This is a genomic window from Streptomyces sp. NPDC058653 (assembly GCF_042716895.1).
Classification (GTDB): domain Bacteria; phylum Actinomycetota; class Actinomycetes; order Streptomycetales; family Streptomycetaceae; genus Streptomyces.
In genome coordinates this window covers 42,687-61,290 of sequence record NZ_JBHXRM010000029.1, presented here as the reverse complement: position 1 = coordinate 61,290, position 18,604 = coordinate 42,687, and the positions used below count along the sequence as shown (strand labels likewise).

17 protein-coding genes are annotated in these 18,604 nt (G+C 67.1%); 8 read left to right on the top strand and 9 right to left on the bottom strand.

From position 1 onward, the window contains the following. Positions 1 to 169 precede the first annotated feature (169 nt). From ACFWU9_RS23785 to ACFWU9_RS23765, 5 genes are all read left to right on the top strand, one after another. Positions 170 to 2,494 (top strand): amino acid adenylation domain-containing protein, encoded by a 2,325-nt coding sequence (locus tag ACFWU9_RS23785; protein WP_384321552.1) that lies wholly within the window; start codon positions 170 to 172, stop codon positions 2,492 to 2,494. 86 nt (positions 2,495 to 2,580) lie between these two features. Further along, positions 2,581 to 3,768, top strand: a complete 1,188-nt coding sequence (locus ACFWU9_RS23780) for an FAD-dependent oxidoreductase (protein WP_384321550.1) — start codon at positions 2,581 to 2,583, stop codon at positions 3,766 to 3,768. A gap of 201 nt (positions 3,769 to 3,969) precedes the next feature. After that, on the top strand, positions 3,970 to 5,118 hold the full coding sequence (locus tag ACFWU9_RS23775; protein ID WP_384321548.1) for an acyl-CoA dehydrogenase family protein: 1,149 nt from the start codon (positions 3,970 to 3,972) through the stop codon (positions 5,116 to 5,118). Between the two features lie 1,250 nt (positions 5,119 to 6,368). Continuing rightward, positions 6,369 to 6,863, top strand: coding sequence for a hypothetical protein (locus ACFWU9_RS23770; protein WP_384321547.1), 495 nt, complete (start codon positions 6,369 to 6,371; stop codon positions 6,861 to 6,863). Further along, entirely contained in the window at positions 6,856 to 8,283 is a 1,428-nt protein-coding gene (locus ACFWU9_RS23765) for a hypothetical protein (protein ID WP_384321545.1), read from the top strand. Before ACFWU9_RS23770 ends, ACFWU9_RS23765 begins: the two co-directional genes overlap by 8 nt. Before the next feature lie 489 nt (positions 8,284 to 8,772). On the opposite strand, the gene ACFWU9_RS23760 is transcribed toward ACFWU9_RS23765, so the two are convergent. From ACFWU9_RS23760 to ACFWU9_RS23730, 7 genes are all read right to left on the bottom strand, one after another. Continuing rightward, the gene (locus tag ACFWU9_RS23760) at positions 8,773 to 9,558 is read right to left on the bottom strand and encodes an ABC transporter permease (protein ID WP_384321543.1); all 786 of its coding nucleotides are present in this window, start codon (positions 9,556 to 9,558) and stop codon (positions 8,773 to 8,775) included. Next, a complete protein-coding gene (locus tag ACFWU9_RS23755) occupies positions 9,555 to 10,565 on the bottom strand; it encodes an ATP-binding cassette domain-containing protein (RefSeq protein WP_384321540.1) in 1,011 nt (336 codons plus the stop codon). The genes ACFWU9_RS23760 and ACFWU9_RS23755 overlap by 4 nt, the downstream gene beginning before the upstream one ends. A gap of 48 nt (positions 10,566 to 10,613) precedes the next feature. Then, positions 10,614 to 11,450, bottom strand: coding sequence for a DUF4097 domain-containing protein (locus ACFWU9_RS23750; protein ID WP_384321539.1), 837 nt, complete (start codon positions 11,448 to 11,450; stop codon positions 10,614 to 10,616). A gap of 79 nt (positions 11,451 to 11,529) precedes the next feature. After that, positions 11,530 to 11,994, bottom strand: coding sequence for a hypothetical protein (locus ACFWU9_RS23745; RefSeq protein ID WP_384321654.1), 465 nt, complete (start codon positions 11,992 to 11,994; stop codon positions 11,530 to 11,532). Next, positions 11,879 to 12,310 carry a hypothetical protein gene (locus ACFWU9_RS23740; RefSeq protein ID WP_384321652.1) on the bottom strand — a complete coding sequence of 144 codons (432 nt, stop codon included), beginning with the start codon at positions 12,308 to 12,310 and terminating at the stop codon, positions 11,879 to 11,881. Before ACFWU9_RS23740 ends, ACFWU9_RS23745 begins: the two co-directional genes overlap by 116 nt. A gap of 25 nt (positions 12,311 to 12,335) precedes the next feature. After that, on the bottom strand, positions 12,336 to 12,452 hold the full coding sequence (locus tag ACFWU9_RS23735; protein WP_384321650.1) for a hypothetical protein: 117 nt from the start codon (positions 12,450 to 12,452) through the stop codon (positions 12,336 to 12,338). Positions 12,453 to 12,506: 54 nt separating this feature from the next. Continuing rightward, on the bottom strand, positions 12,507 to 12,794 hold the full coding sequence (locus tag ACFWU9_RS23730) for a hypothetical protein (protein WP_384321537.1): 288 nt from the start codon (positions 12,792 to 12,794) through the stop codon (positions 12,507 to 12,509). Positions 12,795 to 13,067: 273 nt separating this feature from the next. Between ACFWU9_RS23730 and ACFWU9_RS23725 the strand changes: the two genes are divergently transcribed. Continuing rightward, entirely contained in the window at positions 13,068 to 13,712 is a 645-nt protein-coding gene (locus ACFWU9_RS23725) for an FMN-binding negative transcriptional regulator (RefSeq protein WP_384321535.1), read from the top strand. Between the two features lie 75 nt (positions 13,713 to 13,787). Here ACFWU9_RS23725 and ACFWU9_RS23720 read toward each other — a convergent pair whose 3' ends face one another. Beyond that, the gene (locus tag ACFWU9_RS23720) at positions 13,788 to 14,381 is read right to left on the bottom strand and encodes an LmbU family transcriptional regulator (RefSeq protein WP_384321532.1); all 594 of its coding nucleotides are present in this window, start codon (positions 14,379 to 14,381) and stop codon (positions 13,788 to 13,790) included. A 698-nt stretch (positions 14,382 to 15,079) separates the two neighbouring features. Between ACFWU9_RS23720 and ACFWU9_RS23715 the strand changes: the two genes are divergently transcribed. Then, complete coding sequence (locus ACFWU9_RS23715) at positions 15,080 to 16,273, top strand: IS701 family transposase (protein WP_384321530.1); 1,194 nt, start codon at positions 15,080 to 15,082, stop codon at positions 16,271 to 16,273. Positions 16,274 to 16,783: 510 nt separating this feature from the next. Beyond that, a complete protein-coding gene (locus ACFWU9_RS23710) occupies positions 16,784 to 17,626 on the top strand; it encodes a DUF4097 family beta strand repeat-containing protein (protein WP_384321529.1) in 843 nt (280 codons plus the stop codon). A gap of 418 nt (positions 17,627 to 18,044) precedes the next feature. Here the strand turns inward: ACFWU9_RS23710 and ACFWU9_RS23705 are convergent, their stop codons facing one another. Continuing rightward, positions 18,045 to 18,440 (bottom strand): thioesterase II family protein, encoded by a 396-nt coding sequence (locus tag ACFWU9_RS23705; protein WP_384321527.1) that lies wholly within the window; start codon positions 18,438 to 18,440, stop codon positions 18,045 to 18,047. Positions 18,441 to 18,604: the final 164 nt, after the last annotated feature.

The following is an 18,604-nucleotide window of genomic DNA, read 5'->3' as shown; positions in this document are numbered from 1 at the left end:
ACCGATGCGTGAATGTGTCGCGCGCGACCAGCAGTCCCCGTTCTCCTACGGAAGACTCCCCACGTCGGCCCTTGCGGACGTGTCCGCACCCTCGTGATTACACCCCGCTGTACCAAGAGCATGTCGCCGTGACCAGCTGTTACGGGACGACCCTGAGGGGAGGCGCCTGATGGAAACACTTGACAGCCAGGACGAGCACGCAGTTGAACTGTGGTCAGAAAGATTGGCGGGAGTTCCGACGGTTCTGGAGATACCGTCAGACAATCCTCGTCCACATCATCACGACCCGCGCAGTAGCCGGCTCTCCTTTGAGCTGGCCACCGAAACTGCAACGCTATTGCGTAGGCGATCGCTAACCCTGAACGCACCTTCACTCCCCATTCTCCTGGCTGCATTCGGCCTTACGTTGAGCAGATTGACCGGGGCAACCACTCTGCTTGTCGGTGTCGCCAATGTCGAAAACCCTGTTCCGGTTCGTGTGGACATCAACGACGATCTCGCACCGCAAGACTTCGTCCGTAACGTTCATGAATCGCTGACATGGAGCTTGGACAGAATGGATGTTCCATTCGATAGGGTCGCAGCACGGCTGGGCGTGGAACAGTCCGGACGATGCGGTCTCGTCCAAGCCTTTTTTGACGTGCGTGACCAGACCAATCCGGGGGCGACGGACGCTGTTCCCGGTGTGATCCACACCGAGGAAGACGCCACCCGCAGACCCGAGTTCGATATCGCTGTACAGCTGGATGGCTCCGGCCAGTCATTCGCAGGTTACGTCGACTATGCGACGGACTTGTGGAACGGAGGCGAGGCAGAGAAGTTCATCATGGGTTATTCTGCCGCCGTGGAACAGCTTGTGGAGGCGATGGCAGCGGATCATGCAGGCGGGACACTGGCGGATATCCGCTGTCTCTCCGCCAGTGCGCGGAAGACTCTCGAAGCCATCAATGGCACACGTTGCGCCTTCCCAGATTCATCCGTGGACGAGCTTTTTCGCGTCGCGGCGGAGCGATGGCCGGCTGCGCAGGCCATACGTGATGCAGAATCGGTGCTGACGTACTCCGAACTTGCCGTCGCGGCAGCTGAACAGGCGCATCTGCTGCGTGCCGCCGGTGTCCGAGAGGGCGACACGGTCCTGATCGATGTTCCGCGGTCGGTGTCGGAGGCAGTAGCGGTGTTGGGAACGCTCTGGGCGGGCGCCATATATATGGGAGTCGATCTGGCGCAACCAGAATCCCATACTGCCAAGATAACCGCCAAGGCATCTCCCGCTGCTGCGATCGTAGTCGGCGACGGGGTCGACCGTATCGCTTCGCATGGCGTACCTGTGGTCAGTTCATGGCATAGGGGATGGGAGGCCGACGGAAAAAGTGTGTCCCCCGTCCGGCCTGATCCCAATCGACTGGCTTACATTGCCTTCACGTCGGGCTCGACAGGTGATCCAAAAGGTGTGGCGATCCCGCACCGCGGGGTTGTCCGATTGGTCCACGATGGAAAGTATCTGGCACTGGGCCCGGGTGAACGATTTCTTCGGATGTCGCCACTTGCATTCGATGCCTCTACGCTGGAGCTCTGGGGCGGCCTACTGACGGGTGCGACCATTGAGGTCTGTCCTCCGGAGTATCTGACCCCGAACGAGATAGGCGCTTTTCTTGCAGAGCGTCAAATAACTGTAGCCTGGCTCACTGCCGGGCTTTTCAGGCTCGTGCAAGAATTTTCGGCAGAATCGTTCGGTGGTTTGCGACACCTCTTGACCGGTGGAGATGTCGTGCCCTACGAGCAAATCAAACAAGCTCTGGCGGACAATCCGGGTCTCGTGGTCACCAACGGCTACGGTCCGACCGAGAACACGACCTTCACGACAGTCCATTCAGTCCGTGATCCGGCGGACATCAATGGGCCGATTCCTATCGGCTTGCCTGTCGTGGGAACTCGGGTATATGTTCTTGATAAACGCGCGAGGCTGCTGATGCCCGGAGCTGTCGGAGAATTGTATTGCGCCGGAGAAGGCCTCGCCACCGGCTACTTCAACGAAAAGGTAGAAACCGATCGGGCGTTTGGTTTCTTCTCGCCGGACGTTCCTGAGCGACTTTACCGCACGGGCGACCTGGTACGTATCGATGGGGCCGGGAAACTCCACTTCCTGGGGCGGGAAGACGACCAGGTGAAGATCCGCGGCTTCCGCATCGAAATGCACGCGATCAGCGAGTCATTGAATGCTCAGGAGGGGGTGGAGGATTCGGTCGTGACGGTCACGGACGGCGACAGCGTTGACAAGAAGCTCATAGCCGCGGTTCGGCTGACGCCAGGGACGGCTGTCACACCCGCCGACTTGAGCAACCGCCTCCGTGAAAATCTGCCGTCGTATATGGTTCCCCCTCTCTGGGCGGTTATGGATCAGCTACCTGTCACGGCGAATGGGAAAATAGACCGACGCCGAATCGCAGCCGTCGCCAGGCCTGCCAGCTCGTTCGCAAAGCGGCGCCAGGCCTGATCAGAGTGGACGGTCACCAAAGTGAGCCGTCCCTCCTGTCTCCTCCCCGAGCCACGGCTCGCCGACATCCGTTGTGAGGCATTCGCATGTACGACGCCATAGTGGTGGGGGCGCGCTGCGCCGGCGCACCCGCCGCCATGTTGCTGGCCCGTGCGGGGTACCGAGTACTCCTGCTCGACAAGTCGGCGTACGGCTCCGACACCCTCTCCTCGCATCTCATCCACCAGCCCGGAGTCGCGGCACTCGCCCGCTGGGGGGTGCTGGAACAGGTCCGCACCTCGGGCTGCCCGCCTCTGAAGCGAACGACCTACGAAGTCGCCGACATTCGCATCGAGGGGTACGCCCGGGGCGCATCGGGGCAGCAAACGGAATTCGCCCCTCGGCGTCGCGTCCTGGACGCCCTGTTGGTGGACGCGGCCGTCGCGGCCGGCGCCGAGTTCCGTGAACGCTGCCGGGTGACCGGTCTGCTACGGGACGAGGCGGGACGGATCATCGGAGTCGCCGGCCGGCAAGGGGACCAGAACTTCACCGAACGCGCACATCTGGTGATCGGCGCGGACGGCATGCGGTCCACCGTGGCCGAGATGGTGGAGGCGCCGTACAGCGTGCAGGACCCGCTGCTCACCTGTGCGTACTACATGTACTGGCAGGACCTCCCCGCCGAACTGGAGCTGTACGAGCGGCCCGGCAGTTGGGTCGCCACCGTGCCCACCAACGATGACGCCACCCTCGTTCTGGCCTACTTCCCGCAGTCCCGCTTCGAGGAAGTCCGCGCCGACGCGCGCGGTGCCTACCGGGAGCAGATACGCACCACCGCGCCCGCACTGTACGAGCGGCTGGGGGGCAGGGAGCCCGAGGGGCGTCTGAGTGGCAGCGGCGACCAGCGGAACTTCTTCCGGCAGGCGGCCGGGCCTGGCTGGGTGCTCGTGGGTGATGCCGGACATCACAAGGACTCCATCACGGCACGTGGCATGAGCGACGCGTTCCTGCAGGTGGAAAGCCTGGTGCAGGAGGTGGGAAGCACGCTCGGTGGCGACCCCGCGCAACTCGACGCGGCCCTGGCTCGATTCGCCAAGGACCGGGACGCCACACTTGCCTCGGGTTACCAAGCCACGCTCGGCGTCGCCCGGCTCGCGCCTCCGCACGAGGAACGGCTCACCCTGCTGCGGGCCGTGCAGTCCGATCCGGAGCTGGTCGCCATCTACCTCGACGTGGTGGCCGGAGTCGCATCGATCGATGCCCTCTACACGCCCAAGCTACTCGCCCTCCTGTGATCCGCGCTCGGCAACGCGTGTACAACGCTGTGCTCCATGAGAGCGCGGTGCGGGAAGTCGGCGAGACAAGGAGAACAATCCCGCAGGTCGCCGAGAAACCGGTTATCGATATCCCGGGACCTCGCGCTCGTGGGTGTCGCGGGTGCGCGAGTCATGGTTCAAGATCAATCGGATCTTTGCTCAATTCGGGAGTGATGGACAATGGTGGCTTTCACCGCTGAGCACAATGCCTTTCGCCAACTGGTTCGCGACTTTGCCGAGAAAGAGATCGGACCGTACGCGGAGAAATGGGAGGCGAATGGGATGTTCCCCGCGCACGAGCTGTTCCCGAAGATGGGCCGGCTCGGCCTGCTCGGTGTGGAGTACGACGAGAGGCACGGCGGCCAGGCCGCGGACCACCTCTTCACGGTGATCCTGCACGAGGAACTTGGCCGCGTGGGCCCCTGTGGCGTGGCTCTGGGCATCGGCGTCCAGACGGACATGGCAACCCCGTCGCTGCACCAGTTCGGCAGCGAGGAACTCAAGCAGAAGTACCTGGTCCCGGCGATCAAGGGCGAGGCGGTCTGCTCGGTCGCGGTGACCGAGCCTGATGCGGGCTCCGACGTGGCTGCCATTCGCACCCGTGCGGTGCCCGACGGCGATGACTGGGTGATCAACGGCTCGAAGCTGTACGTCACCAATGGCGTCCAGGCCGACTGGATCTGCATGCTGGCCCGTACGTCCGACGGGCCCGGCAACGGCTGTTTTACGCAGATCGTCGTCCCGGCGGACACGCCGGGCTTCCAGGTCCACCGCAAACTCGACAAGCTCGGTATGCGCTCCTCCGACACCGCCGAGCTGACGTTCACCGACGTGCGGGTCCCTCTCAGTAACACGATCGGCGAGATCGACCTGGGCTTCTACCAGCAGATGAGTCAATTCCAGAACGAGCGCCTGGTGTTGTGCTACGCCGCGGTCGGCAGCATGGAAACGGCCCTGACCCGGACCGCGGAATACCTGAAGACCCGCCATGCCTACGGCAAGCCCTTGATCGACAACCAGTACATCAATTACACACTGGCCGAGCTGAGTGCACGGCTGGACATTCTGCGGCACTACAATTACGCGGCAGCGGAGGCGTACATCCGCGGTGAGGACGTCCTCCGGTTCGCGTCCGTCGGGAAACTGGAGGTGGGCCGCCTGGCCCGCGAGATATCTGCGACCTGCCTGCAGTTCTACGGCGGTATCGGATACATGGAGGAGATGTGGACCGCCCGGTACTTCCGGGACAGCCCCGTATGGTCGATCGGCGGCGGTCCGGACGAGGTCATGTTGTACGTCCTGTCCCGCCTGGACGGTTACCACGCGTAAGAAGAACGGCCTCAGCTCACGGGCCGCCCGTGGGGGCGCCGGGTACCTTCTGTTCAACAGGGCTATACAGACGCCGACGCCGGAAGGGGCACCATCAGGGTCCCCCGCCGCCGTACCGCCCGTCGGAGCCCGCATCCGGCGACCCCGCCTGGCGCGAGGGATATTCCTGCGCGCCCTCGTCCGCGAGGTCGGCGTTTCTCGGCCAGCCTGGTCTCGTAGATCGAGACGGGCAAGAGCCGGCCTTCCTTCACTACGCTCTACGCGATCACCGCGGCCCTTGCGATCTCGGTCGAGTCGTTCTTCGACGGCGACGGCAGCGACAGCCCCCTCCACTCAACCCCTGCCTCCGCTCTGGTCGCGGCACGCGGCGTGGATCGGCTTCGGACGGTCCCGGTTCGCGCCCGTCGTCCAGGCGTTCGTCCCGCTGGATTGTGGCCCGGGGCGCTGCGGCTGCGCACCGCCTTCTTTCGCGGGTACGTACGTGACCTGACACCGGAGGAGCACCGCGTGCTGAGGTGCCTGCCCAGTCTGAAGGCCTCGCGGCATCACTCGGGCGCCTGTTCACGCTCGGCATGTGGGCGGCACTGGCCGCCCTCGCCCTCTCCACTGTCTCCAAGAATCCGGACCATACGCGGGCCAGCAACCCGCCCATGAATCACCCCGCCTTTGTTCAGGCGCTCGTCGCCAGGCTTCTGCCCTGCCCACGCAGGCAGTCACTCAGCGTGCGCCCCGGGCAGTGCCTTCGATGGGATGACGTTCCGTGCCAGCACGGCCTGCCGCAACAGCACTTCCTGGAAGGGGTCTGGGGAGTATGGACCTTGCTGGGGAGCGCGTAGAAAGAATCGGCTACGTCGCGCGGCACAATCCTGAAAGACGCATCCTCGCGGTTCAGAGGCGGGCACAGCTGCATCGATGCAGGTCAGTGCCATCAGGTAGACACCTTCATGACGTACGTCCCGGGATCATCGGCCTCGACGATCCCGGGGAGCGATCCGCCCTCACGAAGGGGCGTGACGTAGCGGGGCGCGACGACCTCCTTCAACATTTCCCGGGCCACCCAACACGAGGAGCGCCCGAGCCACCCCGCCAGGGTTACGACGGCCTCTCGGGCCTCCAGCGTGAGCGAGGTGCGGGTATGCCGCGGCGGCATGTGAAATGCCAACCTGCCGCGGGCCGCCGCCGGCTGTGTCGTGTTTCGCGTACCGCCCGGGGGTAGTGAGCCCGAGACACCTGAAGCAGGGGGAGCAGTGGTGGAGAACACGGGGGCGGCCTTTCGCATTCATCTCTTCGCGGCCTTGGACGACACGGCCGAGATAGAGGCGGCGCTTGAGGAGTCGGGGGTGCGGGGCCGACGATTGGCGGCGCACGGGAGCGTTCCGCTCGCCGAGGTGCTGTTCGCGGCCTCCGCGTCCGTCACCGCACTGACGCACCTCGTCAGTGTGCTGCGGCGCCAGTTCAAGAAGGGCGTCATGGTGGACGCCATGGGGGCCTCGGGCGTCACGATCAAGGCGGACGGCAGTGTGCCGAGGGGCATGGTGGTGATCCGGCACCAGGACGGTGAGGTCCGGGTACGGGACGCCGAGGGCATCACCCAGGCGCTGCTCGGCGCGGTCACCGGGTTCTCCGCGGACGGGTCCGCCCCGGGAGCGTCCCCATCGCCCGGTTCCTCTCCGTCCGGCGCCGAGCAGGGGCCTCAGTCCACCACCACGTCCACGACGGGCGTTATGGGGAGTAGCGGTGGGTGAGGATGGGCACGCTCACCCGGCCGGGGACGGCTATGTGCCCAGTGTGCTCTTCGCCGAACAGCAGAACGTCGAACTGGCCCGCGAGGCAAGGGTTTTGTCGCAGGCCTTCACCGACGTGACGTTCTGCCGGACCATCGCGGGGGGCGTTCTGCCGCCCGCGCGCAGGGAGCACTTCTTCGCGCGTGGGGACCAGCAACTGCGCCTCCACCTCGACGGCCTTCTTCTCGTCCTCTGGCAGTCGCCCAAGGTCGAGCACTCCGAAGTGACGCGGCTGGTCGGCCGGGTGGAGGCGTTCCTCGTGGCCTCGACCGCCATGGAGTGCCAGGTCATCGAGTGCGTGAGCGCGGGCACCGACTCCAGCTACGTCATGGCGATCTCCCCGCTGGTGGTCGACATCATGGCGCAGTTGATGTGGGGCGCGCCGGTCGTCGCCATGCACTACGACGACGAGTACAGCCGGCCCCCCGAGGAGATCTTCCGGGAGCTCGTCGTGGCACCGCCGGGCGGCGGCACACGCGAGCAGGCCGACTATTTACGCGAGCGCCGAGCGCTCAACGAACTGGACGCGTCCATCGCCTCGTACCTGCGTCTGCGGGAGAGCGGGGGTACGAGCACCCCGTCCAACGTCGTCCCGGACGGCGAGGACGGCTCCACGACGCGCGCCGAGTCCGCCGACACCTACGCCGCCTGCTCGACCTTCCTGCTCGCGCACGAGTTGGAACACATCATGGGCGGGCACTTCGCCAAGGATCTGGCTCCCGTCGGGGAGGACTCCTTCCTGGCGGGTCTGGGCGAGGAGCAGCGCCGCGAAGTGGAGGCCGACTGCTCGGCCTTCATGCTCACCCTGAACGCCCTGATCATGAGCGAGCCCGACTCCCTCGGTAACCCACGCGTCCCCGACTTCGACGGTATCTGGAAATCCAGGCCGTACGGTCGCAGAAAGCTGTTGCCGGCGGCGCGCCGCCGGCAACTGCAGGCTCGCGACGACGCGCAGTACCTCGTACACCGCGTGCTCTCGGCGACCGACGCGATGCTGTGCTTCTACGCGGTCATGGACATCCTGGCCGCCATGGCGCACCGGCACGGCCGACAGGATGAGGCCGAACGCCTGGGCCGCGTCGCCGAACGCGCCGAGGTGGTGCGCGGCTGGCTCAGGGGGACGCTGCATGAATTGGAAGCGGTATGGAGGATACGGCTGAACGTTCCCGCGAGATCCCGGGAGTGGGAGTCCCTCAACCGTCACGTGGACCACTTCAAGCGGACAGTCGTCGACGGCTGGCCGACCAACGAGACGACGAAACCTCCGCTCCCCCGCTGGCTCAGGCAGCCGCAGGTCGGCCCGGCGAGGCGAGACCGACCGAGTCCACCGGCGCCGCCGAACCCGGAGGGCTCTGGGGAGGCACCGGCCCAAGGTCACTGATGAAGGCGGATCTTGGTCGGGTCTGCCCACCTTGCACGCGGGCAGGTCGAGGGACGGGCGCATGATGTCCCCGGTGGCTACCGTGGCCCAGCCGCCGGTGGTGGTGTCCAGATTCTCGTGGAACGAGGTGAGCCCGGTCCCGCCCTCACGCGGCTCGGCGACCCTGTTGGCATGAGGTTCCGGAGGCTGCGGTCTGGGCCCTGTCTCCTTGACCGGCCGCGGATTGAGGCGCTTGCGGATGGTCCACGGTGGTGCCGTCAGGACGCCCGCCCGAAAGCGGCCTCCTGTCGGTTCGCGTGGACGGACCGTGCCACTGCTTGAGCGGGTTGACGCACCGTTCGACTGTGCTGCGCCCCTTGTATGACTCGGTGTCAAAGGCCGGTGGCGGACCACCGCCTCGGCGCAGGGCGGCGTACGCCGACGCTGTGTCGGGGTACGCCGCCCGGAGGGGTGAGCGGCCCGGGGAGGTGGGCCTCGTGCTCGTGGTCGTTACTTCTGGTCGCGATTGAACTGGGAGCTGGACCAGAGGTATCCGAGTACCGCGAGGCCCACGCACCAGGCGCTGACGAGCCACCCGTTGCTGCCGATCTCGGTGCCGAGAAGGAGGCCGCGCAGGGTTTCGATGGCGGGGGTGAAGGGCTGGTACTCGGCGAACGGCTGGAACCAGCCCGGCATGGTGTCGACCGGGATGAAGGCGCTGGAGAGGAACGGCAGCAGGATCAGCGGCATGGCGTTGTTGCTGGCCGCCTCGGCGTTGGGGCTGACCAGGCCCATGCCGACCGCGATCCAGGTGAGCGCCAGGGCGACGAACGTCAGCAGCACGACCGCCAGGACCCACTCCACCACGGTCGCGTCCGTGGCCCGGAAGCCGATGGCCACGGCGACGAGGCCCACGACGAGCACACTCATGATCGACTGGAGCACGCTGCCGATGACGTGGCCGATGAGTACCGAGGCGCGGTGGATCGCCAGCGTGCGGAAACGGGCGATGATGCCCTCGGTCATGTCCATGGAGATGGAGACCGCGGTGCCCACGGTGGTGCCGCCGATGGTGAGCATCAGGATGCCGGGGACGATGTAGGCGATGTAGTCGGAGCGGTCCGAGCCGCCGATACCGGCGCTCATCACATCGCCGAAGATGTAGACGAAGAGCAGCAGCATCATGATCGGCGTGAGCAGCAGGTTCAGCGTGAGCGAGGGGTAGCGCCGCGCGTGGAGAAGGTTGCGGCGCAGCATCGTGTTCGAGTCACGGACGGCGAGGGACAGGGCGCTCATCGGCCGGCCTCCTTGGTCTGGTTGGGGACCTTGGTCCCGCCGGTCAGGGCGAAGAACACATCGTCGAGGTCGGGGGTGTGCACGGTCAGTTCGTCCGCCTCGACGCCGGCGGAGTCGAGCCGGTCGAGGATGGAGCGCAGTTCACGCTGGGTGCCGTCGCTGGGGATCTGCAGTGCGAGCGCCTCGTCGTCGCGGGTGACCTCGCTCAGGGAGGCGGCGGCCGACTGGTAGGCGGCCGGGTCGGTGAAGCGGAGCCGTACGTGTCCTCCCGGGACGAGCCGCTTCAGCTCCTCGGCGGTGCCCTCGGCGGCGATCCTGCCGTCGTGGAGGACCGCGATGCGGTCGGCGAGTTCGTCGGCCTCTTCCAGGTACTGGGTGGTGAGGAAGACGGTGACACCGGTGGAGACGAGTCCCCGGATGATGTCCCACATGTTGTGGCGGGAGCGGGGGTCGAGGCCCGTGGTCGGTTCGTCGAGGAAGATGATCCGCGGGTTGCCGACCAGGGTCATCGCCAGGTCGAGGCGGCGCTTCATACCGCCGGAGTAGGTGGACGCGGGCTTCTTCGCGGCCTCCGTCAGGTCGAAGCGCTCAAGCAGCTCTGCGGCGGCACGCCGGCCCTCGCTCTTGGACAGATGGTGCAGGTCGGCCAGGAGGAGCATGTTCTCCTCGCCGGTGATCAGACCGTCGACGGCGGAGAACTGCCCGGTGACGCCGATCGATGCGCGTACCGCCTGCGGGTCCTTGGCGAGGTCGTGGCCGCCGACCCGGATCTCACCGGAGTCGGGACCGGCGGAGATGAGGGTGGAGAGGATCTTCACGACGGTGGTCTTGCCGGCGCCGTTCGGCCCGAGCAGGGCGAAGATGGACCCGGCCGGGATACGCAGATCGATTCCGTCCAGGACGAGTTTGTCGCCGTACGACTTGCGCAGACCGACGGCGGAGACGGCGGCGTCCGTTCCCGGGCTGCCGTTGATCCGATTCGGCGTGGGCATGACAGATGAAGACATGGAGCCCCCCTTTGTTCTGCAAGGATTGAGTGAAGCGAAAAGTGGATCTCAGGCGTGGCGGATGTCGATGTTGCCCCACCGGGTGCGCGCGCGGATCTTGACGCTGTCCTCGGTCTTCTCCGGGGTCTCGGAGGAGGTGAGCGTGTTGCGCACCTGCCCCCGGTCGGAGTTGACGTCGAGCCAGGCGGCCGTGCCCTGACGGATGCCGACGTTGATGGCACCGTAGGAGGTCTCCAACTGGACGGTGCCGCGGGCCACTTCGTCGACGCGCAGGGCGCCGTGTGCCGTCTTGGCGGTGACCGAGTCCTCCGCGCGCCGGATGTCGATGTCGCCGTTGGCGCCACTCACCCGCAGCTCACCGATCGCCGCGCCGACCGTCGTGGTGCCGTGCGAGTTCTTCAGCACCCCGGGGCCGTCGATCAGCCCAACACGAAGGCTCCCGGAACTCGTGGTGATCTCAGCCATGCCCTCCACCCGGTCCACCGTGATCGAACCGTGCGACGCCGTCAGCTGCAACGGACCGGTGATGTCGAACCGGGCATCACCCGACGAGGTCTTCACACGGACCTCACCCAGCCGGCCCTCGCCGACCACCTGGGCCCAGCCCCCGGTCATCCCGATACTCGACCCGGTGGGCAGTTCGACCGTCACATCGACGGAACCGGTGCGGCCGAGCAGATTGGCCTTGGGAGTCCTGATGGTCAGTGCGCCGTTCGCGTACGAGACCTCGGTCTGATCGGCCGCCTTGACGTCCTGGTCCTTCTTCGGTTCGCGGGGCCGCACCTCGACGACGGTGTCGGATCGGTCGCCGGCCGTGAACTGGATGGAACCAGCTTCCACGCGCGCCGTGACCGAGATGGGTTCGGAGGTGTCGAAAGAAGGCATGGCTCTACCGTCCTCTTGGGTGTGCGTGACGTCTCGGCTGGTGGGGCGCGGTGCGGGTGACGTTCCTAGCGGCGGCTGGTCAACGTACCCAGCCGGTGAAGCCCTGGCCGACGGTTCTGGTCTTCTGAGGAGTTCGGGGGGCGGCGCCCGTGTCGACCGCGGCCGACACCACGCGTACGAGCCAGGCGTTGACCGACAGTCCCTGACGGCTCGCCTCCTCCTCCGCGCGGGTCTTGAGGTGTGCGGGCAGACGCAGATTGACGCGGGCGGTGCCCCCGTCGTCCGTGTCGGCGGGAACCGGAGCCGGTGCGGGCGCCGGCTCGTCGAGCGGTTCGGGCCGGTCTTCCTGCGGCAGCACCACCACGAACTCGGGGTCGAGCCCGCGAAGTCGCACGTCGACCGAGCCGGGTGCGAGTTCTCGGGTGATCTCATCCATGGCTGCTGACAACACATTGAGCAGGCTCAGTCTGGTGGCTGACTCCAGAGGCGCGGTCAACCGGTCCGCCAGCATGCGGGCTTCGTCGCCCCCTGCCTCGGCGGCCACCGTCAGTTCCCTGCGGAGTGTCTCGACATACGGCGCGAGGTCCATGACGCAATAGTGGCACCATTGTTGCGCCATTGGCAAGTCCGGCGGCACACAGTGTGGCGCGAGTGGCGTTCCGCTGTGGCATACCAGCCCATCGGTGCAGGTCAGAGCCGTGCGAAGATACGGCGCCAGGTTGTCGCACGTTGGTGTCGCGCGGCGCTCGGCGGTGGCCCCGCAGTGCCGGGCCGAACCATGTGGCGAGGGCCGTCCAGAGCGCGGTGATGTCAAGGGGGCCGTCGCCGGCGGCCCAGGCGACATGGCCGTCGGGGCGGATGAGGAGCGCGGCGGGAGCGGGGATCTCACCGGCGGACAGGACGAGAGTGCGCGTCCTCGGTCCGTGCCTCGACTAGGTCGACACGGTCGGCCCGGCCCTCGACGGCCGACGCCACCTCGGCGCTGCCCTGCGGATCGAGCAGTACGGGGCGTGCCGCGTGGAGCAGTTCGTAGACACAGATGGCACCGTCGGGCGCCTAGAGGTCGGCATCGGGTAACCGGCGGCCCTCCAACGGGTGGTCGCCGGCGGCCGGGTACCGGATGTCCAGCGCGGTGATCACGCCCCCGAGATACTCGTTGACCTCGTCGAACACCATGAGCGAGCTGAACACGTCGCGCAGCGCGTCGGTCTGGGGACCGGGCCGGGCCGGCGCCACCTGCGCCCCGGTGTTGTGCAGAAGGCGCTCCCCCACGGGGTGGCGCTCGGCGTGCATCAGGCCCGTGGGGCCGGCGCCCGCCCGTCCGCCCGCACGTCCGCTCTCCATGAATTTCCCCGACGGCTCAATGGACCCATTTCCAGGTACCGGTCGGGGCCCGGCAATTCGCCACCGTTCCGATTCACCGAGTATGTCGCGGGCGCCGGAACTTCTCTTCATTGCGCCGGAGACGACAACAGGCCACCATGAAGGGCCCGTTGTCCTGCCGACAGGACAGTACGGAGGATTCGCGCCGACAATTCGCCGCCCCATTTCCGCGCCGCGGAGAACTCCATGCCGGGCGGGCACTGTCTCATTCACACCACGAAAGGTGGGTGCAGTATGTTCGTCCCCAGCCATTACCGGGAACCGGATGTCTCATGGATGGTCGATCTGATCTCCCAGAACTCCCTGGCGCTGATGGCCAGCAACGGGAGCCCGGCCGACGGCCCGTTCGCCACCCACCTTCCGGTCATCACCGACCCCCTGTGGGAGGGGCAGGCCGCCTTTGACCTGGCCGGCATGCCGCTGCTGGGGCACATGAACCGCGCCAATCCCCACTGGGCGGCGCTGGACAACGGGACGGCGATCCTGCTGACGTTCACCGGTCCGCACGCCTACGTCTCGCCCACCGTCTACGACGTCACACCGGCCGCCCCGACATGGAACTTCACCTCCGTACACGTACACGGAGTGGTGGAGAAGATCGAGTCGACGGAAGAGACGCTGGGTGTCGTCAAGGCCACGGTCGAGGCCTTCGAGAAGGTATTCGGAAACAGCTGGGACATGAGCGAATCCCTCGGCTATTTCCGCAAGATAGTTCCGGCCGTGGGCGCTTTCCGTGTCCGTGTGACCAGGGCCGAGGGAATGTTCAAGCTCAGCCAGGAACAGACTCCCGAGATCCGCGACCGGGTGGTGCGGTCGTTCGCCGGACGCGAATGCACCCGGCACATGCAGACGGCGGATCTCATGAGCCGTCTGCCGTAAGGCGTCGTTGTCCCGTGACGCGGGGTCCGTACCTCCTGGAGTGTGCGGACCCCGCGACTCGTGCCGACGGAACGGTCAGACAAGGGGCGGCTGCGGGTCCACCTCCTTCAGTAACTGGTCGGCGGCGGCGTCGAGCGTGGCCATCACCCACTCCCCCAGGTCGGTGCCCGCTTGAGTCGCCGCCCTGTGCCACCACTGAAGCCGGTTGTCGGGTACGGCGAGACGGCTGGTCGCCACCGCGGCGTCCGTCTGTTTCGACGTGCCCTCACGCTCGGCCCGGATGGCGTTGCGCAGTTGCTTGGTGCTCCACTTCATCCGCTCGGCGCGGTCGAGCCACGCGTCCTGCTCGTCGACGCGGAGGGACGCCAGCTCGGCATGGTGCTGAAAGCTGAGCGCGGGCCGCCGGCGCTCCAGCTCGAACCGCCGGGAGACCCAGGCGTAGTTGCGCAGCGTCTGGTACTGGAGCCCGGCCGCGCAGATACCGCGCTCGTAGCGGTCGGCGTAGTGGTCCTTGCCGTATACGAGCCAGTCCCCGAGCCACCAGGACGACGAGTTGAGCAGCCCGGAGAGCTGGTGACCCGCGCGCTCCCACTCCTCGAAGGCGAGTCCCGTGGGTATGTGGAGTCCGACTTTCGTCGTGAGTACCTGATCGCGCCGCGGGTCCACCACGCCGCGGGTTCTTCGGCTCCTCGACACTGATTCCGCGGTCCTGCCGAACGTGAGCGCCTTAAAGTCTCTATAGTCCTCGACCTGATTTGCCATCACGCCTCCGTGTCTACGCGCGTATCGACCGATCGGGTTCGAGATGGCTCCCCGAGCAAATAGGAAAGCTTTCACCCCGTGTTTTCTCCCCCCGCATGCCAAAAGCAGTGGCCACCCGCCCCCAGATGAGTACTACAGACCTGAACGAACCGGGCATTGCACGGTTTGCGTTGAGGTCGGGATGGCCAACTGCCGTGCCCCCGAGTAGATCTCGACATCGTGGCGAGTTCAAGGATCTGGCGCCACCGAGCACTACTTTGCAGAGTTCGAGCACCTCTCCTACTCGGTGATCGAATCCGGCGTTTGGCGTGATTCGTCCACCCCGAACCACTTCCCCGCCGTTCTCCGCGAGCGCCCTGGAATGGCCAACTCCTCCCACGTTCCAGCAGGTCAGGAGCGTCTCCCCGATACGACGACGACAGCCGGTACAGGATCATGAGGGCACGATCGGCATCCGGCCAACACCGTGTCGTCGAGCGCTCCGGGATCGTGTGCCACTCAAGGCGCCAAACAAGTCACCCAACTCAGACGGTGGCGCCGGCACTGTCCGCGCACCTACACTCTTTCTCTACAACGCTCAGTAAACTCGGGGGAGTTATTGCGGCATGAATACGGCCCAAGCCGACACCCGCACGCCTTCGCGAGGCAGTACGAACGGCGTCAATGCGGAAGCCTCTCTGGACCATTTCAGCCAAACGATCTTCAAGAGCCTGCGCCGGATTGACCAACGGAAGTGGGCTCACGCTTATTTGAAAGGGCTGCTTGTCACTTCGGGCAAGAAATCGGTGCGCCGGCTCGCCACGGCGATCTCCCACGACCCGTCCGTGGTGCAGTCCCTGCGCCAATTCGTCAGCCTCAGCCCGTGGGACTTCGACGACGTCGCGGAGGAGCTCACCCGCTGGGTGGCGGACCGTCGGACCGAGCCCGTGCTGTCCATCGGACGGGCGGTCCTGCCCAAGCGCGGTGACCGGTCGGTGGGTGTCCACCGCTACTTCGACATCAGCTCCGGCCGTACCCTCAACTGCCAGCTGGGACTGGGCTCCTTCCTGTGCGTGAACGACGCGCCGGTTCCCGTCGACTGGTGCCTGCATCTGCCGTCGACCTGGACCCAGGACTCCGACCGGCGCAGGGACGCGCGGATACCGGACTCCGAGCCGTACCGGCCGCTGTGGGCGCAGACACTCCGGCTCGTCGACCGGCTGTCGGCGCGTACGGACTCCATGTCCCCCGTGGTTCTCGCCGACATGAGCGACGAACCGGACGTGGGGTATCTGCTGCACGGACTCGCCAGACGTCGCTACGACTTCGTCGTCGCCGTACCACCGCACCTGCCGGTGCAACTGCCCAGCGGCGAGGGTGCCTCGTCACCGGTCAGGGCGAAGACCCTCTTCTCCGCGCAGAACATGGAGACGGCCGTCGTCCCCGCGGAGAAGGGGCAGAAGGGGCTCACACGGCTCCAGACGTCCCTCGTCCATCTGCCGGGCGGCGTCCAGGGGCGCTCCTCCGGCCCCGCCTACCGGCTCTTCACCGAAGGGGGCCCGGCCCGCCCACTCTGGCTCACCAGCCTCACCCACCACACACTCGCGGAGGTCGGCTCGATCTCCGCACTGCACGCAGGGACGGAGGACGCGATCGGCTCCATGGAGCGGGACTTCGGGCTGCTGGACTTCGAGGGGCGCTCGTTCTCCGGCTGGTACCACCACATGGCTCTCGTCTCGGCCGCGTACACCTACTGGCATCTGCACGGGCTCACCGCCGTGACGTCCCGCGACACGGACACGGCAGAGCGGGTGCGCTGACACACCACGCACCACTGCGCACCGACGGTGGGGCCGGTTGTGGACCGGCCCCACCGCGCGCGTCCCGGACGATCCGACTTTGGCGTCATGTCATCGCCCGACGACACCCAGGGGCGTGCCCGCCCCGGCCGGTGTGCGTGAAAGGCCCGCCGCGGCAGGGGAGTCACCTCGGGAGTAGGGAGACGGCCCCTTCTTCCCGCGCGGGGACGTCCGTCTCGGATTCCACCGGCTGCCGTACGCCGATGTCCGATTCCGATCGCTGCCGCCTCGCCCTACGGGTTCTCCCCGGCCCGGGCGCCTCACAATGGCGCTAATGTGGCGCTACATGACGTCAGCGGAGAATCCCGTCCCGGACCGTAGGCCGCCTCCACCCTCCGCGTTACGGTCCCGCACTCCGCCGGCGTACGTCCCGGGGTCAGGAGACGGCCACCGCGACGAGCGCGAACCCATGTCGTTCGGGCCCCCGTTGTACGAGAGCGGTGGCCGCAGTCATCCCGAAGGCGGCCGGTCATGCCGACGTTCGACACACCCTTTCCGGTCCAGGTGGTGCTCAACCTGGTGTTCGGCGAGGTCCGGATCGTGGCGAGCGACCGCGCCGACACGACGGCGGAGACCCGGCCGCGCGACAGCGACGACCAGGACGATGTGCGGGCCTCCCAGCGGCTGCACATCGATTTCGCCGACCGTACGGTGCGGGTGAACGTCCCGGAGCCCGGCGGAGACGGCGGCGCCGTGATCCTGACGATGGCCGTGCCGACCGGCTCCGGCGTGCACGGCGAGGGTCTGGCGGCCGACTTCCTCGGAGTGGGAGAGCTGGGCGAGTGCCGGCTCAGTACGGGCTTGGGGCAGATCAGACTCCAACGTGCCGGCAGCGTGCGGCTGACCGCCGCTCTCGGTGACATCACCGTCGACCGTGTGACCGGCACCGCCGAGGTCACGGCGGACTGCGGCGACGTTCACCTGGGGCTCGTCGAGGGCGGGGCCACGATCGGCGCGAAGGGCAGAGGGGACGCCACTGTGGGAGAGGTGCGGGGTGTCGCCCGCCTGGACACGGAGCGGGGGGCCATCAGGATAGGCCGGGCGCACACCGGCGTGGAGGCCCGGACGACCCACGGGGACATCGACGTCGACGAGGTGGTGCAGGGCTCCGTGGTCACCGCCAGCACGTTCGGCAGCATCAGGGTGGGTGTGGCCGGGACCAGTGAGGCTCGGCTGTCTCTGGACTCCGCCGCGGGGACGGTCTACACGTCCCTCTCGCTGCTGGAGGCGTGCGAAGGGGCCGACAACGTCGTGAGCGTCCAGGCCCGGACGGTGGTCGGCGACGTCGTGCTGAGGCGTTCCGACCCGGAGTGAGTCCGGTTCCGGCCCGCCGGGCACCGGCGCGGCGCGGGGCCGCAACACACGGCCGCCCGCCGGTGGTTCACGTGCGCGAGGCTTGCACGAGCGCCAAAGCGATGCCATGATGACACCACCGATGCGCCGCCCGACCGGACAACCAGGGCGCGAGATTCCGGCCGCCGCTGCGGCGGAGCGCAACGGTGGCCACCGCGCGATGTCCGTCCGCGCCGCTCGGGCCGCCGGTCACCCCATGACGACGTCGGCGTTCGATTCCCACAGCTGACGGCTCCACCGGCTCAGCGCCGGCCACGATCGCGGTACCGATGCCGTCCCCCTCGGTTCGTCGGTGCCGTCCTGGCGGGCCCTGGAGAGGAAACCCCCCGCTCTCCGGGGCCCGCGTCCCCCACACACGACCGCACGGTCTGACACACACTCAAGACGTCCCCTTTGTAGGGGACTTGAGGCTCACCAGTACGTCGCTCAGATCCGCCGGCAGCGCGGCTTCCTCGGGTCTGAGGTAGAAGTGCCCACCGGGCAGTACCCGGAGCCGGAAGGCGCCGTGCGTCATGTCCGCCCAGCGGCTCATCCGCTCGGGGCTCACGTCATGGTCGTCGTCGCCGGTGTAGCCGTACACCGGGCAGTCGAGCGGCCGATGCCGTGTCAGCCCGCCGAGCGCGTCGGCTATGTCGTTGGCGAGGGCCTCCAGCACGGTCGCGAACGGATCGTCGAGCCGGTCCTCCCGGCCCGGGTGCCGGACGGCGAGTACGCCGACGTCCGAGGGCAGCCCCGGGGGCCAGGCGCGGGTAGGCGCTCGCCCACCCGCCGGCATGGGGGAAGCAGACGAGTTTGGTCCCGCACCCGTCGTCATCGCGGAAGCGGCGTACCCACAGGTCTTCCACCGGACTCCTCAGTCGAGCATTCCCCGGCCCTTCGACGTCCCGGCGAGAAGGGGTGAATCGAAACCAGGGAAACCACGGGCGGGACCGGGCGTCA

Excerpts from the sequence above, each read along its gene's own strand:
- ACFWU9_RS23785 (WP_384321552.1), top strand. The coding sequence starts at position 170 with ATGGAAACACTTGACAGCCAGGACGAGCACGCAGTTGAACTGTGGTCA.
- ACFWU9_RS23780 (WP_384321550.1), top strand. The coding sequence starts at position 2,581 with ATGTACGACGCCATAGTGGTGGGGGCGCGCTGCGCCGGCGCACCCGCC.
- ACFWU9_RS23775 (WP_384321548.1), top strand. The coding sequence starts at position 3,970 with ATGGTGGCTTTCACCGCTGAGCACAATGCCTTTCGCCAACTGGTTCGC.
- ACFWU9_RS23760 (WP_384321543.1), bottom strand. The coding sequence starts at position 9,558 with ATGAGCGCCCTGTCCCTCGCCGTCCGTGACTCGAACACGATGCTGCGC.
- ACFWU9_RS23755 (WP_384321540.1), bottom strand. The coding sequence starts at position 10,565 with ATGTCTTCATCTGTCATGCCCACGCCGAATCGGATCAACGGCAGCCCG.
- ACFWU9_RS23750 (WP_384321539.1), bottom strand. The coding sequence starts at position 11,450 with ATGCCTTCTTTCGACACCTCCGAACCCATCTCGGTCACGGCGCGCGTG.
- ACFWU9_RS23730 (WP_384321537.1), bottom strand. The coding sequence starts at position 12,794 with ATGGAGAGCGGACGTGCGGGCGGACGGGCGGGCGCCGGCCCCACGGGC.
- ACFWU9_RS23725 (WP_384321535.1), top strand. The coding sequence starts at position 13,068 with ATGTTCGTCCCCAGCCATTACCGGGAACCGGATGTCTCATGGATGGTC.
- ACFWU9_RS23715 (WP_384321530.1), top strand. The coding sequence starts at position 15,080 with ATGAATACGGCCCAAGCCGACACCCGCACGCCTTCGCGAGGCAGTACG.
- ACFWU9_RS23710 (WP_384321529.1), top strand. The coding sequence starts at position 16,784 with ATGCCGACGTTCGACACACCCTTTCCGGTCCAGGTGGTGCTCAACCTG.
- ACFWU9_RS23705 (WP_384321527.1), bottom strand. The coding sequence starts at position 18,440 with ATGCCGGCGGGTGGGCGAGCGCCTACCCGCGCCTGGCCCCCGGGGCTG.